11 protein-coding genes are annotated in these 17,059 nt (G+C 43.0%); 10 read left to right on the top strand and 1 reads right to left on the bottom strand.

Translation table 11 applies throughout. The features are described from left to right. Nucleotides 1–2: 2 nt before the first annotated feature. The 9 genes from ACP26M_RS19525 to ACP26M_RS19485 all read left to right on the top strand — a co-directional run bounded on the left by ACP26M_RS19525 (nt 3) and on the right by ACP26M_RS19485 (nt 13,321). Nucleotides 3–2,009, top strand: a complete 2,007-nt coding sequence (locus ACP26M_RS19525; RefSeq protein ID WP_426582491.1) for a TonB family protein — start codon at nt 3–5, stop codon at nt 2,007–2,009. 102 nt (nt 2,010–2,111) lie between these two features. Then, nucleotides 2,112–3,119, top strand: coding sequence for a LamG-like jellyroll fold domain-containing protein (locus tag ACP26M_RS19520; protein ID WP_426582489.1), 1,008 nt, complete (start codon nt 2,112–2,114; stop codon nt 3,117–3,119). A 275-nt stretch (nt 3,120–3,394) separates the two neighbouring features. Beyond that, the gene (locus ACP26M_RS19515; RefSeq protein WP_426582486.1) at nt 3,395–4,162 is read left to right on the top strand and encodes a class I SAM-dependent methyltransferase; all 768 of its coding nucleotides are present in this window, start codon (nt 3,395–3,397) and stop codon (nt 4,160–4,162) included. A 1-nt stretch (nt 4,163) separates the two neighbouring features. Then, a complete protein-coding gene (locus ACP26M_RS19510; protein WP_426582484.1) occupies nt 4,164–5,300 on the top strand; it encodes a glycosyltransferase in 1,137 nt (378 codons plus the stop codon). Further along, nucleotides 5,297–6,781, top strand: coding sequence for a lipopolysaccharide biosynthesis protein (locus tag ACP26M_RS19505; protein ID WP_426582482.1), 1,485 nt, complete (start codon nt 5,297–5,299; stop codon nt 6,779–6,781). Before ACP26M_RS19510 ends, ACP26M_RS19505 begins: the two co-directional genes overlap by 4 nt. A 648-nt stretch (nt 6,782–7,429) precedes the next feature. Continuing rightward, nucleotides 7,430–9,349: a gliding motility-associated C-terminal domain-containing protein gene (locus tag ACP26M_RS19500; RefSeq protein WP_426582480.1), complete on the top strand. Its 1,920-nt coding sequence runs from the start codon at nt 7,430–7,432 to the stop codon at nt 9,347–9,349. Continuing rightward, on the top strand, nt 9,346–10,344 hold the full coding sequence (locus tag ACP26M_RS19495; RefSeq protein ID WP_426582478.1) for a PorP/SprF family type IX secretion system membrane protein: 999 nt from the start codon (nt 9,346–9,348) through the stop codon (nt 10,342–10,344). Before ACP26M_RS19500 ends, ACP26M_RS19495 begins: the two co-directional genes overlap by 4 nt. Before the next feature lies 1 nt (nt 10,345). Then, nucleotides 10,346–12,298, top strand: coding sequence for an OmpA family protein (locus ACP26M_RS19490; protein ID WP_426582476.1), 1,953 nt, complete (start codon nt 10,346–10,348; stop codon nt 12,296–12,298). A gap of 120 nt (nt 12,299–12,418) precedes the next feature. Then, the gene (locus ACP26M_RS19485; protein ID WP_426582474.1) at nt 12,419–13,321 is read left to right on the top strand and encodes a sugar transferase; all 903 of its coding nucleotides are present in this window, start codon (nt 12,419–12,421) and stop codon (nt 13,319–13,321) included. Between the two features lie 82 nt (nt 13,322–13,403). On the opposite strand, the gene ACP26M_RS19480 is transcribed toward ACP26M_RS19485, so the two are convergent. Then, nucleotides 13,404–14,597, bottom strand: a complete 1,194-nt coding sequence (locus tag ACP26M_RS19480; protein ID WP_426582472.1) for an anhydro-N-acetylmuramic acid kinase — start codon at nt 14,595–14,597, stop codon at nt 13,404–13,406. 440 nt (nt 14,598–15,037) lie between these two features. On the opposite strand from ACP26M_RS19480, the gene nagB reads away from it, so the two are divergent. After that, a complete protein-coding gene (nagB, locus tag ACP26M_RS19475; RefSeq protein ID WP_426582470.1) occupies nt 15,038–16,957 on the top strand; it encodes a glucosamine-6-phosphate deaminase in 1,920 nt (639 codons plus the stop codon). Nucleotides 16,958–17,059 lie beyond the last annotated feature (102 nt).

Below are 17,059 nucleotides of genomic sequence, written 5' to 3'. Positions count from 1 at the left end.
TTATGAACTGGTGGCAATATTTATTACTGGTAAACATATACCTGTTGCTGTTTTACGGGTTTTATGTGCTTTTGCTTCGTAAAGAAACCTTTTTTCAGCTTAACAGGCTTTACCTGGTAAGTGCCGCTTTACTATCATTTATGATACCCGTTATCCAGGCCGATTGGGTGCAAAATCTATTTATTACCCAGCAGGTAAAGTATACCCTGTACAGTAGCCCGGTATTGGTTTATCGCTTTAAACCTATTGAAAAATCGCCTATTAGTATAGGGGAGGTGTTGTTTATTATATATGCGGCGGGTATCGTTTTTTTATCGCTCAGATTGATCTGGCAGTTGTTTAAGCTAAAAAAGGTGATTAGTCAGCCGCAATCACAGGTATCCTATTCCTTTTTCAAAACCGTGAAATTAAATGCCGATGGGGAGGCCAATGAAGCAATTGCCACGCATGAGGATGTGCATGCCAAACAATGGCATTCGGCCGATGTGCTGCTGATTGAGCTGGTGATGATCATTAACTGGTTTAACCCGATAGTATATTTCTATCGCCGGGCAATAAAACATATTCACGAGTTTATTGCCGACAGGCACGCTGTTGAAGCCGGTACCGACAAGGCCGATTATGCGATGTTGCTTTTAAGCCAGACATTCCATACGCCTTCGCATAACCTGGTTAATTCATTTTTTAATAAAAGTTTGTTGAAAGAGCGTATTGTTATGCTGCAAAAAAATAAATCGCACCGTATGGCACTTATTAAATACGGATTGTCTGCGCCGCTGTTTATTTTGATGATGATCCTTTCATCGGCAACAATCAATAATAGTGATACCATTACGGTAATAAATACCAGGGCCGATAAAGTATTTTCAACCCCGGCTAGCAAAGTAACCGAGATAACTATTGACGGGCCGGCCCAAACTGATGAAAGGCCAGTTGCAGCTCCCGATACTACGCCGGTTTATACCTCGGTTGAGCGTGTGCCCGAGTTTCCGGGCGGGTTGGAAGCTTTTGGCAAATTTCTGGCAACTAATATCAAATATCCGGCTGCCGCCCGCGAGAAAAAGATCCAGGGCCGGGTGATCATAACTTTTGTTGTTGAAAGGGACGGCTCGCTTTCAAACCAAAGGGTGGTAAGGGGCATTACCGGCGACCTTGACGATGAGGCCTTAAGGGTGATGAAATTATCGCCGCAGTGGAAGCCTGGGATGCAGGGCAATCGCACAGTGAGGGTGCAGTATTCAGTACCTATTAATTTTGCACTGGCTCCTGATGCAGATACCACCAAAACTGTTACGCCGGCAAAATTCTCAATAGCTTCGGCCCAATCAGGTACTGAACCTGTATTTACATCGGTTGAGCAGGTGCCCGAATTCCCGGGAGGTATTGAGGCATTTAGCAAGTTTTTAGCAACAAACATCAGGTACCCTAAAGCCGCCCGTGATAATAATGTTCAGGGCCGGGTGATCATAACTTTTGTTGTTGAAAAAGATGGTTCATTATCAAATATGAAGGTGGTGAGGGGGATAGGCTCAGGCTGCGATGAAGAAGCTGTAAGGGTGCTTAGCATATCACCGGCATGGAAACCGGGTATTCAAAATGGAAAGGCGGTAAAAGTTCAATATTCCGTTCCGATAAGTTTTGCGCTGGCCGATAGTAAGCCGGCGAGACCCGGCGAAAATAAAACTGGTGCAGTTGAAAATCCATCCGGGGCCAATCAGGTTATTTACACAGGCAGAGCGGTTACTGATACTACGAAATCCCATATCATTATTGGAGACGGGTATAATAGCAAATTAGCGCCCTTGATTATTATCGATGGGGTAGCCCTGGCCCAGGGATCATCTTTAAATAAAATTAATCCGAACGATATTGAACAGATAAACGTGTTAAAAGATAAAACTGCTGTCGCTATTTATGGCGAAAGAGCTGTAAATGGTGTAGTGCTGGTTACTACAAAGACGGCCGCGAAGAAAAAGGCCGCTGGGGGTAGTCCTGCGAAAAATAATTGATTCCACAATAATTTATTGTTATTCGGTTTTCGGCGGTTTTAGAAATAGTATTTGGCTTGTTTATGTAAATATTTATACCTTTGAGCCCCAACACCTTATTACATGAAAAAAAGAATACCACTTTTATTGGCTTTGATTGTCATTGCCATTTACTCTTCCTGTCACAAAGAACAAAATAATCCTGGCCCCAAGCCTATAAAGCTTCAAAGTATAAGCATCACTGATACTTTAACCGCTTACATCGGTAATGTATTGCAAATGGATTTGAAAGTAGATCCTGTTTCATTTGATACCTCAAAATTTTCATGGCAATCTTCTGATACATCGATTGTTTCTGTTTCTAAAACAGGAAAGATCACTGTTAAGAACGAAGGTATTTCAAAGATATCAGTTACTGATTCTGCCAAAATCAAAACAGCCACCTGCTTAGTAACGGTTAAGGACAGTTTAAGTATTGGCTTGTTGGCGTACTATCCTTTTAATAATAACCTTAACGATTTTTCGCCTTATAAAAATAATGGCAAAGCTAATGACATATCGTCAACAACTGATAGGTTCGGAAACGCAAACAGTGCTTTCTATTTTAATGGATTCAGCAGTTATATTGTTGTAAAAGATAATCAGGCATTACGCTTAAGCAATACAAATATTACATTAAGTACATGGGTTAAGTTAGATCAGTACAATTACTCGTACGGTGTCAATCTATTAACTAAGCATTATTCAGGCATTGAAAACGGATGGGCCTGGGGTATCACAGGTTATGGATTTTCAACATTGGGTATTGTAACTTACGGCACAGGCGGTGGCAGTGCCGCAGCCCGAGGAACCCAGGTAATTAGTCTGAATCAATGGCACTTAGTTACCAATGTTTACGATTTGTCCAAACATCAGCTAAGCATCTATGTTGACGGCACGCTTGATACCATAACAAACAATATGCCGGTGCCTAACATGAACACAGATGCCGACCTGTATATTGGGCGTGATAACCCGGGTGTTTCATCGGACGGGTACCTTGTACGTGGTGCTATGGATGAAGTAAGGATTTATCGCAGGGCGTTGAGTGCCTATGAAATTCATAAATTATTTATATCAAAGAAATATTAAGAGCTACACGGATAATTAAAATAAGAGGACCGGTTAATGATATTCCGGTCCTCTTATTTTTTAATACAACCGGGTATTGCAACTTTTCAGGTTGTTCCAGTCTGGGTTTATTTGTTATTTAAAACTGGTAATTAGCTATATGTGAAAGGTAATAACAGAATAAACACAGGCACAATGCAATAGGGTTATCTATGTCATCGTGGCTCCAAAGCCCCTTTAATATTATTTATTAACTTTGTGCCTGCAAAGCAAAGCCATATTACTCTGTATCTGTAATGACCGAAAATCCAAACCGCGAAAATGTAGTGTCATACTACGACGAACACGTTAAAAATAAGCTTAACGACTACATCGTAGTTAATCCCCGCATAGAGCTTGGCTGGGAAACCATAAAACGATTTACAATAACAAAACCAAACAGGATATTGGAAGTTGGCTGTGGCATGGGCAATATCTGTTCACGGATGCATAAATATTGGCCGGATGCGGTTATAACAGGTATTGATATCAGCACTTTATCTATACAGGTTGCCCAAAAGCTTTTTGCAGATAATAAACTGGATTTTAGGGAAAGTATACTTACTAAAGATACGTTTGATGAGCAATTTGATTTGATCATCTTTATGGATGTTTATGAGCATATTGCAATTGTTGACAGGCCGGAGGTACACGCGGCTCTTGCAAAAATATTAAGTAATAAGGGGCGGATAGTTTTAACCGTGCCCACACCGCATAACCTTAAATGGTCATTGGTAAACAAGCCGGAAACCATGCAGCCGGTTGATGAGCATATATCTTTTGAAACCGTTGGCAAACTGGCTGCCGATATAGGTGCAGAAGTAATACTGTATGAATCCAAAAGTGTTTGGAATGTAGGTGATTATGCCCACATTGTACTGGAAAAAAATGACGACTTTGAGGCCGCTTTCTTTTATCCCAAGCCCGTTACATCTTCACAACGTGCAAAGCGTATTATAAACAAAGCCATTAATAAGTTTAGCAGCGTATTTCGTAGGTTTTACGTGAAGAGAAAACTTGGTTGATATGAAAGATACGTTCAACTTGTGTATAGTTAAGCCAAATAAATCCACCTTTTCTGAAACCTTTATACAAGCTCATATTGATAGGTTGGAGGGGAACAAAAAAGTACTTTATGGCGGCGACTTTCCGCTTTATGACCATGAAGGGAAATTTCTTATCCGCTCAAAGGTCTCGCTGTTAGCTTATCTCGTTCAAAAAAGAATTTTTAAAAAAAAGGAAATAGGAGTTCGCATAAGGGCTCTTTCTGCTTATCTCAAGGAAAATAAGACCGATGTTGTACTTGCCGAATATGGTATGGTAGGTGCAATGATTGCATCAGCTTGTAAAATGGCCGGTGTACCACTGATTATTCATTTTCATGGTGCAGATGCGCATCATAAGCCCACGATAGCAAAATATTTGCCACTTTATCGTGTTGCCTTTGATTATGCTTCTGCAATTGTTGCGGTATCGAACGATATGGTTACGGCTTTAAAAAAAATGGGTGCCCCGGCATCGAAAATACATCTCAATCCTTATGGCGTTGATGGAGCTAAGTTTCCACTGACGGATATATTAAACTCCGGTCCTTCTTTTTTGTCGGTTGGCCGGTTTGTTGAAAAGAAATCGCCTCAATCGGTCATCCGGGCCTTCATGCAGGTACATTTGGGTTTTCCGGAAGCTCATTTATGGATGGTAGGCGACGGGCCTCTTTTTGATAATACAAAGCAGCTAATATCAGAACTTGGCCTTACAGATAGTGTAACGTTGACCGGTGTAATGACGTCTGCCGAGATCCGCGCACTTATGGGAAAAGTACGTTGCTTTGTACAGCATTCGGTAACGGCCGCCGATGGTGATATGGAAGGAACTCCCAATACCATTCTTGAAGCAGCTTCTGCAGGTTTGGCCATCGTAAGTACAGCTCACGCCGGTATAAAAGAGGCTGTTATTGACAGTGTAACAGGTTTTCTGGTTGCTGAACATGATATCGATAATATGGCAGCTAAAATGAGGCGTATTGCGGACGACGTGGAATTAGCCGCAAAAATGGGATTAGCTGCTCATGATCATATTGTCAAAAACTATGATATAAATAAGCGCATCGCTTTGCTTGATCATATTATCCAAAGCAGCATCAGCAATAACAAAATTAGATGAACCTATTACAAAAACAGGGATTTTTTAACAGCCTCATATTGTATGCAGGTGTTGCTTTAGGTTTCTTTAATCTTATCATTCTTTTTCAGCGGATCCTTACCACAGAAGAGATCGGTTTTTTTATTTTGATGGGGACCATATCGCTGCTTTATGCACAGCTTGCGGGATTAGGTATTGGTAATATCATTCTTAAATATTTCCCTTACTATCGCAGCGACGATAAAAAACATGGCGGTTTCGCATCTTTTGTTACTGTTTGGAGCCTGATAGGTTTTGCGATCTTCACGGTGCTTTTTGTAGTTTTTAAGGATTTTATTATTAGTTACTATAAGAATAAGAATGGAGCTCCGCTACTAATCAGGTATTTCTATTACCTTATTCCTTTGTCATTTTTTACGCTTGTATTTTCTGTTCTGGAAAACCTGGCGCTTACGGTATTTAAAAATGTACTTTCTTCCTTTTTGCGCGAAGTAGGGTTACGTTTGTTCACAACCGCGGGCGTTTTGCTCATAGCCATTAAGCTGGTTGATTACCATGTTTTTTTGATGATATATATAACGGCTAACCTGGTGGCTGTATTGGTGTTGCTTGCCTATATTAGCAAAGGCCGGCACTTTAAGTTTTCGACTGTTGGTGCTCAGCTGCTAAGCGAAAGAAAAACGTTTTTGAGCTATGGCATTTTTACAGTATTAAGTGGCAGCTCCTTTGTAATGATCCAGAACCTTGATACCCTGATGCTGAGCATGCTTACCAAAGAGTCATTTAGTTATGTAGGTATTTATGGTACGTTTTTCGCCATTGCGGTAGTGATAAGTTTACCGGCCAGGGCATTGAGCCGCACCTCACTGCAGATCATAGCCCAGTCATGGGTTACTAATGATTTGGCCAAGATTGGTAAAATTTATTACAAAACATCAGTAGTACAAATGCTTATCGGCTGCCTGCTTTTCATAGGCTTGGTTATTAACAGGTCGTTTATTATAATGTTGTTACATAAACCTGAGTACGCCAATTATTTCAATGTATTTATTATAGTGGGCGTGGCCTTTCTGGTTGATATGACAGGAGGGTTAAATGGCTACATCATGAATGTATCCAAATATTACAAGCTTACCACTGTTTTTATTGTTTCGGGGGTGGTTTTTTGTGTGCTGTCAAATTTGGTCCTGATACCTATGTTAGGCATGATGGGTGCTGCCTTATCATACCTGATCACCATGTTTGTACTAAACTTTGCTTATTGGTTATTTGTTAAAATTAAGTTTAACCTGCAGCCTCTTGCAATGGCACACGTATATATATTATTGATCTTTACGGTTTGCCTGCTTATCGGGCTTTATCTTCCGTCATTAAAGAATGTATTTGCAGATATGATTTACAGATCGGTTATCGTGGGCGTGGTTTACGTGTTTTTGGCATATATTTTAAAAATTTCAGAAGATATTAATATAATATTTGATCGCATCCTGAAAAAGGTATGAGTTGGGTTGTAATAATTGCTATAATATTCCTGGCCTTTATATAGTTTTATTGCCAACAGCTCACAATAATATTGCCGTTTATGTTATTAGCCGGGCTGCATTTACCCTTTATGGTTAATTAAATAAAATCAGTAGCGCCGCAGGCCGCCCCTTCATCGGGCCCTTATCCAATGTGTTTCCTGTAAATTGGGGCTATTACTAATTCATAGTTTTTCACATCATACACTAAACTGATACGGGTTTGCACTCACCTTTAAAAGGTAAAATTTGTAATAGCTTCAATTGCAGTAAAGCTTAGTTTGAAATTTTTTGATAATGTGAACATTATAATTAATTATATCGTAGAAGGGCTTAGGATACCGTTGTAATATAACGTTATTAATAAACCTGAATTAACAAAAATAATTAATTAACATAACTGATTGGGCTAACTCAACGCGGATTGGCTTTGAAATCGTTTCGTTAATGATTAAAATATTTTGAAAATTTAGTAATATGAAAGATAATTATTATCATTATCCGTTAATTTAAACTATGCGCCCTAAACCTGCACCTCTATATAAAATAGTATTATGGGCAATGTTTTGCCTGTCTTTTCTCCCGTTCGCTGGGTTTAGCCGAGCATTTGAAACCCCATTACCTGTTAACGTGGAGCCGCGGTCTGTTGAACCAAGGTTTACTCCATACCATGTTAGGGTCGCCCCCCTGCAGGCAATTACCATTTGCTCCGCTGCTGCGGCTGTACTTAACGGCGATATAAAAAGCCCTGTGCCCGACAGTTATCTATGGCAAATAAATAACAACGGAAACTGGGTAAATGCACCGTCGGCAAATACTCAAAAAGATTATATCACATCTTCGTTAACAAATACATCTGCTTCAAGTATTGTATACAGCCTGCGCCGCAGGATCTCTACCGCCGGCGTAGTGGATTATGATTCTTATTATGATGTTACCGTAAGGCCGATAGCAGCAGTCAATAACAATACAATAGTAGCGCCGGCTGTTACCCAATTTTGTTCAACAGGCAATCCGGCGGCTATTACCGGTAGTGTGCCCGGAGGGGGCGATGGAGCTTTTTCATATCAATGGCAATCATCCACAGATAACGCAACATTTAATGATATTTCGGGTGCTGTATCAAAAAACTATGACCCGCCGGTGCTAAACAATGATACTTATTATCGCCGTATGGTTTCTTCCGGGGCATGTACAACTCCGGCGCTTAGTAATGTGGTGCTCATTAAGGTTTCAACACCACCACCTCCTCCATCGCCTGCAGCGTCAACGATAACCATTTGCCAGGGAACCCCGGCTACATTGACGGTTGCCTCGCCGCAGGCCGGATTTACATACAACTGGTATGATTCGTCGGCTAAAACCACGGTGCTTGCTACAGGTACGTCATACACTACTCCTGTTTTAAACGCAGGCAAAAGTTATTATGTTGAGGCATCTAATAGCACCTGCAGCAGTCCTTTAACAACAATACAGGTAACTGTTTCGCCATTACCGGCGGTACCGCAATTTACGCAAAGCACTATTAGCGTTTGCTCCGGCTCCACAACGACAATTACCATACAAAACGCGCAAAGTAGTGTTATTTATAACTGGTACGGCAGCGCCACCGATGCTAACATTTTACATACCGGAACCAGTTATACAATCAGCAACGTAACAGCGGCAACAACCTATTATGTACAGGCTGTTAACGCTGCAGGGTGCGGTTCTTCGGCCCGGGGGACGGTTAGTGTAGCTATCATTCCGTTGCCGGTGGTTACAGTAAGCAGTTCGGGCACTTCTGTTTGCCCGGGCACCAGTGCCACATTAACCGCGTCCGCATCAGGCGGGGCAGTTATTTCCTGGTATGATGCACTGACCGGTGGAAACCTGCTTGCTCAGGGCAATACATATGTTACGGCTAACTTAACATCGGCAAAAAATTATTATCTGGAAGCGACCAACAACACCGGGTGCAACAGCAGCGGAAGAGTTACAGTGCAGGTACAGATGACCAAGCCGCTTGATACGCCTGTAGTAACGGTTGGCGAAGTTACGTCATCGAGCGTAGCTTTTGAGTGGAGCGCGGTAAGCGGCGCTACCAGTTACCTGGTAAGTACCAACAATGGTTTAACCTATACTGCGCCAAGTTCGGGCAGTAACGGTTTAATGCATAAAGTGAGCGGCCTTGGCCTAAACGAGTCTGTTACCATTACAGTGAAGGCTTTGGGAGCATCGTCATGTACGCTTAGCGGGGCATCGGCCGCGGTTACTGCCGCCACCATCGATAATAACAATGTAATATATGTAGCCAACAACTTTACCCCCAATGGCGACGGAAATAACGACATTATTTATGCACATGGAAAAAATATAAAAACACTTTCCTTTTATGTGTATGATCAATGGGGACAATTGGTTTTTACATCAACTGATGTTAACAAAGGATGGGATGGTTATTATAAAGGCTCATTGATGCCCGTAGGTGTATATGTATACTATTTAAAAGCTACAATGAATAACGGGGCGCAATTGAATAAAAAAGGAACAATTACGCTATTAAGATGAAGAAACTACTACTCATTATTACGATAGCGCTGCAGTTTGCAGTTGCAGGAAAGGTGAAGGCGCAGGTTGATCCGCATTTTTCACAATACTACGCTTACCCGCTTTGGCTTAACCCGGCGCTTACGGGCGTTTTTGACGGCGACGCACGCTTATCTGCCAACTACAGGGACCAGTGGGCAAACATCAGCAATGGCTACCGCACAGCAGGGGTATCGGCCGATTTCAAGCCAACCGATAAAGTGGGCATCGGCCTTAATATCCTTGATCAAAAAGCAGGCACTGCCGGGTACAATTACTTTACAGCTTATGGTTCATTCGGTTATGGCATAACGCTGTCAGGTGATGGTAATCAGCGGCTGCATTTCGGCTTGCAGGCGGGTATTATCAGCCGTAGTTTTGATCCGGGTAAACTCCAGTCTGATAACCAGTACGACCCGAACAGCGGCTTCGACCCTACATTGCCCAATTTCGAAAATTTTGGCTATTCGTCAAAAACGGTATTTGATGCAGGCGCCGGTATCTATTATTACAATGCAGACCCAATGAATAAAGCCAATTTGTTTGGCGGACTTAGTATTAACCATATCAATGATGTAACAGATCCATTTGCCGCGGGTGGTATAGCCAGCAAATTGCCTATGCGGTTTACTGCGCATGGCGGCGTCCGTATAAAAGCGTCTGATTTTTTTGACCTGATCCCAAACGCAGTTTACGTTAAACAAGGCAAAGGCGAGATCAAAGCTTTCGGACTATATTCTGAACTTAAGTTTGCCGATGATAACGGCCTGGTACTCGGTGGTATGGTCCGGGTACAGGATGCTGCAATTGCCAACGTTGGTTACCATATACGCAGGATGGTGATTGGTGTCAGTTATGATTTTAATACTTCAGGGCTTCGCGCGGTTACATCCGGCCGCGGCGGTTTTGAACTATCAATAAGCTATATATTTAGTCGCTACACTGATTCCCCGGCCCCAATTTGCCCAAGGATATAATATGAAAAAACTATTACCCTATTTCTTACTATTGTTTTTTCCGTTGGTTTCATTTGGACAGGCGAAAAACTACAGGGCACTGGCCGATACTGCCTTTAACAGGCACGAGTACTATACTGCCGCCTATTATTACAAGCATATTGCCGATGGTACAACCGATGAGCCAAAAAGCAATGTGCCGCGTTCATCAGCTGTAAAAAAAATCAGTTCAAAAAAGGCTGAGACTAATCAATACATCATTTATCGCCTGGCCGAATCATATCGTCTGTATAAAGACTATACTGATGCTACTATATGGTATGCCCAATTGGCTAAGGAAGCACCAACTGCCCAATATCCGTTAATACCGCTTTGGTACGGCATCTGCCTGCAGGCAAACGGAAAGTATAATGAAGCTTTGGTCCAGTTAAAGCAGTTTGCAGGCAACGCCCCCGATCCGCAGTATGCCGCTCTCGCTAAAAAAGAAATAATCTCGTGCGAATATGCCTTGAAGCAATTGGAACACCCGCGCGCTGTTGATGTATCGGCTTTGGTGTTCTTAAATAAAGACCAGGGTGACTACGCCCTTACCGTTAACCTGGGCAGGTATTGGTTTACCTCATCACGCCTGGTTGATAAGGATAAGTTTTATACCAACAGGGTTTACAGTTCGGCCATCCTCGATTCAACTAAAGCGCTTGCCACAAACTTTAACGCATTTGATAAAGAAGGACAAATTGAATATGCTACACCTGCGCTTGATGGTACCGGCACCAGGATGTACCTTACCCGCTGGTATAAAAAGAACGGGAAAACAGTATCTGCCATTTATTTTAGTCAACTGGTAAACAGCATATGGCAGCAGCCGGTAAGGCTGAATAATACTGTTAATGCCGAAGGCTATAATTCCAAACACCCTTTTGTTAGCGCTGATGGCCGGCGATTGTTTTTCTCATCCGACAGGCCCGGCGGTGAAGGCGGTGACGACATTTGGGAAAGTAACCTTGATGATGCCGGGCAGCCGAAAACTGTAAGCAACCTGGGCGATGCGGTAAACACGGCATATGATGAACAGTCGCCATATTATGACCAGGCCGATAAAGTGTTGTTTTTTAGCTCGAATGGTTTTACCGGTATGGGCGGCTTTGATGTTTACCGCAGCGAAGGAGATTTTGGTCGTTGGTCGGCCCCGGTTAATTTAGGTTACCCGGTTAACTCATCTAAAGACGACTTGTACTACAGCCTTGATCCAACCAATCCAAATAAATTCTACCTGAGTTCGGCACGCGGCTCTGACTGCTGCTTAAGCCTGTTTACCGGGCAGTATAAATTTTTATATATCAGTGGCCGTGTAATTGATTGCCGCACTAACGGTGGTATGGCAGGGGCAAGGGTGATCCTTAAAGATCCGGACGTAAAAATGGGTTGGGCTGTTAAAGTAACCGATGCCAAAGGCGATTATGTTTTCCAGGTAAAGGAAAAACTGCCAAGATATAAGCTGGAGATTTCGCAAAAGGGGTACTTTACCAAAGTTATTCCTGCGCCAATAGTAAAGCCGGGTATTGATACGCTCATTAACCCCGAAATTTGCCTGCAGAATTATAAGATCGATGTTCAGATAACTATCGAAAATATTTATTTTGATTTTGGTAACGCCCATCTCCGGTCCGAATCATTTGATACGCTGGATAAGCTGGTTGCCATCATGAACGATAACCCTAAAATTAAGATCGAGCTTGGCTCGCATACCGATGGGATAGGCACCGACGCCGCTAACATGAAATTATCGCAGGCCCGCGCGGAGGCTTGTGTTGATTACCTGTTATTGCAAGGTATTAAGTCTGCACGCATTACAGCCCGCGGGTACGGGAAAAGAATGCCCGTTGCCCCAAACAAATTACCAAATGGCAAGGATAACCCTGCAGGCAGACAGCTTAACCGGCGCACCACATTTACGGTAAAATCGGCAGAATAAAAACAAATTATTTTATTTGTTTGCAATCGGAAGGTTATGGTATAATTTTGCCTTGCAAATTAAATGCCCCACTTAATGCAAGGTATTTAATTTCAATACCTGATCTGCTGAAATCATACCATGCAAAATCTTGCCCCGATAGCTCTTTTTGTTTATAACCGGCCCGACCATACCCGCCGTACCATCAGTTATTTGCAGCAAAATTTACTGGCCGATGAATCGCGCCTGTACATTTTTTGCGATGCAGCCAAAACTGATGCCGATAAGCCAAAGGTTGAACAGGTGAGGCAACTGGTAAACGATATAAGCGGTTTTAAATCGGTAAAAGTTATTTTGCGTAATCATAATCTCGGTCTGGCCGAATCCATCATCAGCGGGGTAACACAGTTGGTGTATGAATATGGCAAAGTGATTGTGTTTGAAGACGATCTGTTATCTTCTCCATATACCTTGCAGTATTTTAATGACGCATTAACAAAATATGCATACCAGGAACAGGTAATGCATATCGGCGCCTATATGTACAATTTGCATGACAAAAAACTGCCCGAAACATTCTTTTATCGGGCAGCCACCAGCTGGGGCTGGGCAACCTGGGCACGCGCCTGGAAAAACTTTGAACCCGATGTTGATAAGCTGATTGATCAGTTTGATACGCTGAAAATAGCCCGGTTTTCGATAGAAGGCAAAATGAATTTCTGGAAGCAGATAGAGCAGTTTAAGGCCGGTAAAAATAATTCATGGGCCATTCGCTGGTATGCCTCTATTTTTTTGAAGAACGGGTTGACGCTGAACCCTTCACAGTCGCTTATTCAAAACATAGGTCATGATGGTACTGGCGTACACTCCAATAAAGAGGATATGTACCATGTGCAAATAGCACGCAAACAGGTAACGCAATTTCCCGACACCATAGAGGAGAATGAAGAGGCTTATAAAGCTATCAAAAATTTCCTGGCAAACAGAAAGGGCACCTTGCTGCAGCGGATCAGAAGGTTCGTGAAGCAGCAGATGGGACGATAAGCTATTTAAGACGTTTACAGCGCAAATGTATAGACGTATGTGATGTTTCTCTGCGTTGGAAATAATCAATTTGAACTTCCCGTTAAACCGGAAAACAGAATTTTCCCATCAATACTGCCGGGTTAACACCGATCCTGATCGGCTCACCGCATAAGGCTTCATTGCCTAATAAAGCAAATAATATAGCTTCTTTGGCATCGGGGTTGATCCCAAGTAAACTGCTATCCTCTATTGCCGCTTGGGGCAATAGTTTTTTTAATTCCCCAATAACAAATGGATTTCGTGCCCCGCCGCCGCTGGTAAAAATTTTAATATGATCCCCTGCGATATTTTCCTTAACAAATCCGGCTATGGATGCCGCGGTGAAGGCGCTTAGGGTACAAATAAGGTCTTCACTACTAATTTGCCTGATACCTGACCGTTGCTGTGCTTCAGCAACCATGGCAAGGTTGAACAGTTCTGGTCCGGTGGTTTTAGGGGCTTTTTCGTCAAAAAATGGATGGGAGAGGAGCGCCGTTAATAGATCATCATTTACCTGCCCTCTGTAAGCTATGGCTGAATCCTCATCAAAAGGCTTATCAAAATATTTTCGGCAGGCAGCATCGATGAGTGTATTGCCGGGGCCAATATCTGTGCAGAGCACACGATTAAAATCACCGTCACCAGGAAGCCAGGTTAAATTAGCAATGCCTCCTATGTTTAACAGCACCCGGTTTTGGCCGGTTTTATTGCCCAATAATACATCACCATATAAAGCCAGCGGAGCGCCTTCTCCTCCGGCAGCAATATGCTTCTGCCTGAAATCGCTGATGGTTAGTATGCCGGTTTTTACGGCGATATGGTCGCCGTCGCCAATTTGCAGAGTGGCGTTAGAACAGTTTTTATGCTGATGTAAACGCTGGGGGGCATGGTAAATAGTTTGACCGTGACTGGCTATAAAATCAACCTCTTGCGGGTCGACTTTCCATTGACCAAGTGCCTGCAATATCAGTTCGGCGTGATAGCTGCCGATATAAGCGTTAAGTAAAGTTACCTTTTCCAAATCTGCATTACGCCGGGCAAATACCTGCTGAACTTGCAGCTTAAAGTCATCCGGATAGGGGATTGTGATAAATTGTACCAGCTCAAAATGAGTGCTTAAACCATTACCGGTAAATTTGCACAGGGCAATGTCAAGCCCGTCCAATGAGGTGCCAGACATTAGGCCGATGCCCGTTTTTGATGGTTTTTGAGCGATGCTAAACAGGTGCTGCAGGTTATGGTTCAATGCTATCATGGGCTTAAATTACTATTTGTGCGGCAACCCGCAAAAGTTGGGGCAATGCATTTAATATTTTAGTGACGATGATTTGTTGTTAATATAGCAACGAATTAAGATAATGATATTGGCAACTATCAGTATCAAATAATACTTGTTTTATGGCCTGATGCCGGTTAAAAGGGCCAGGTTTCATCAGCACTTGTTTTTGTCAATAACAGGGGTAAACGTTTGGATGTGTTAATTGCTCGAAAATATCAGTTTAGTGTAACCCATAGTTGTGTTTAAGCTATTGATTACTAATGATTTGTATTTTAAATATTTGAAATGTGTTAACCCGTGTTAACCCCATTTGGATGGGTTTACATTACCGCAAAAGTTAAAATAATAACGGCACTATGTAAATATCTGATATATTTGTTTTGAACAACTAACCTCATTTTCATTTCCTAAGATTCATGGCACGATTAAATTTATTGGAAGAGACACGTTACGAGAAGTTACCGGTAAGCGTATACAACAACCAGCAGGAAGCCTCGGTAGCGGTAGCGAACCGGATAGCAGATCTGATCCGCACAAAACAAGCTAAAGGCGAAAAAGCGGTATTGGGACTTGCCACCGGTGTAACCCCGATAGGAGTATATGCCGAACTGGTAAGGCAGCACAAAGAAGCAGGCTTGAGCTTTAAGAATGTGATCACTTTCAACCTGGATGAGTACTACCCGATGAAGCCCACAGCAGCGCAAAGCTATGTGACTTTTATGTATGAAAACCTGTTCAGCCATATTGATATAGATAAAGCCAATGTGCACATCCCGGATGGCACGCTGGATAAAGAAGCCGTAGCAGGCTACTGCCTGGCTTATGAAAAGCAGATAGAAGAATTGGGTGGCTTAGACCTTCAGATCCTGGGTATCGGTCGTACAGGCCACATCGGCTTCAACGAGCCGGGATCTGCACCAAATTCAGGAACCAGGATGGTAACGCTTGACGATCTGACCAGGAGTGATGCTTCAAGGGATTTTGGTGGTAAGGCGAATGTGCCAACCAAAGCGATCACGATGGGGATCGGTACTATTTTCAAAGCCAGGGAAATCATCCTGATGGCCTGGAACAAGAAGAAAGCGCCGATCATCAAGAAAGCCGTAGAAGGGGAGATCTCGGGTGAAGTACCTGCAACTTACCTGCAACTATCACAACATGTGGAGTTTGTACTGGATGCAGATGCTGCATCAGAACTGACCCGGTTTGATACCCCATGGCTGGTGAAAGATTGCGTGTGGGATAACCAGTTAAAGAAAAAGGCTGTGATCTGGTTGGCGAATGAGGTTAACAAACCGGTACTGAAACTAACGGAAGAAGATTACAATAACCACGGCATGGCCCAACTTGCAGTAGAGCAGGGCCCTGTATACAATATCAACATTGATATCTTTAACCAGATTCAGCATACCATTACCGGCTGGCCGGGTGGCAAACCAGATGCCGACGATTCGCAAAGGCCGGAAAGGGCACTGCCTGCCAAAAAGAGAAGTATCATTTTTTCACCACACCCGGATGATGACGTAATTTCGATGGGCGGTACATTTATCCGTTTGGTAGACCAGGGACATGATGTACACGTAGCCTACCAAACCTCGGGCAATACCGCGGTGTGGGATGATGATGTGCTGAGGTACATGGAATTTGCTATCGACTTTACGAAGAGCATCGGCGAAGACACCACGCATCTTCAAAAATCATATGAAGATATGCGTGCCTTCTTCCCAACCAAACAACCAAACGAGATCGATACGCAGGAGATCCGCAACGTAAAAGGCTTCATCAGGAAAACAGAAGCGATTTCAGGTGCAAGGTATGCCGGTTTACAGGATGATCATATCCACTTCATGGCCTTGCCGTTTTACGAAACCGGTAAGACCAAAAAGAACTCGGTAGGTGAGGAAGATATTCAATTAACCATCGACCTGCTTCAAAAAGTAAAACCACAGCAGATCTTTGCTGCCGGTGATTTTGCCGATCCTAATGGTACGCACTTAGTATGCTTCAAAATCATCTTAGCTGCACTGGAAAGATTGAAAGGTAAAGAAGCCTGGGTAGAAGACTGCTGGCTGTGGATGTACCGTGGTGCATGGCATGAGTTTGAAACACATGAGATAGAGATGGCGGTACCATTGTCGCCGCAGGAGGTGATCAGGAAACGTAATGCTATCTTCAAACACCAGTCGCAAAAGGACAGGCCTGTGTTCCCGGGCGATGATGCAAGGGAGTTTTGGGTACGTGCAGAAGACCGCACCCGCGACACCGCCCAGCGTTATGATCGTCTTGGCCTTGCGGAATATGAGGCCATGGAAGCGTTTAAACGATATATGTTTTAAGGATTTATAGAACCTCATTGTCTTGTGGAAGCAGGCAATGGGGTAATAATTGAAGGCCATGTGCGATTTCCTCCCTTGGGAGGGTGTAGGGAGGGGTTTCAT

This window comes from Mucilaginibacter sp. R-33, assembly GCF_049949235.1.
GTDB lineage: Bacteria > Bacteroidota > Bacteroidia > Sphingobacteriales > Sphingobacteriaceae > Mucilaginibacter.
The sequence above is the reverse complement of the archived record's forward strand: the minus strand, read 5'-3'. Positions and strand labels throughout refer to the sequence as shown.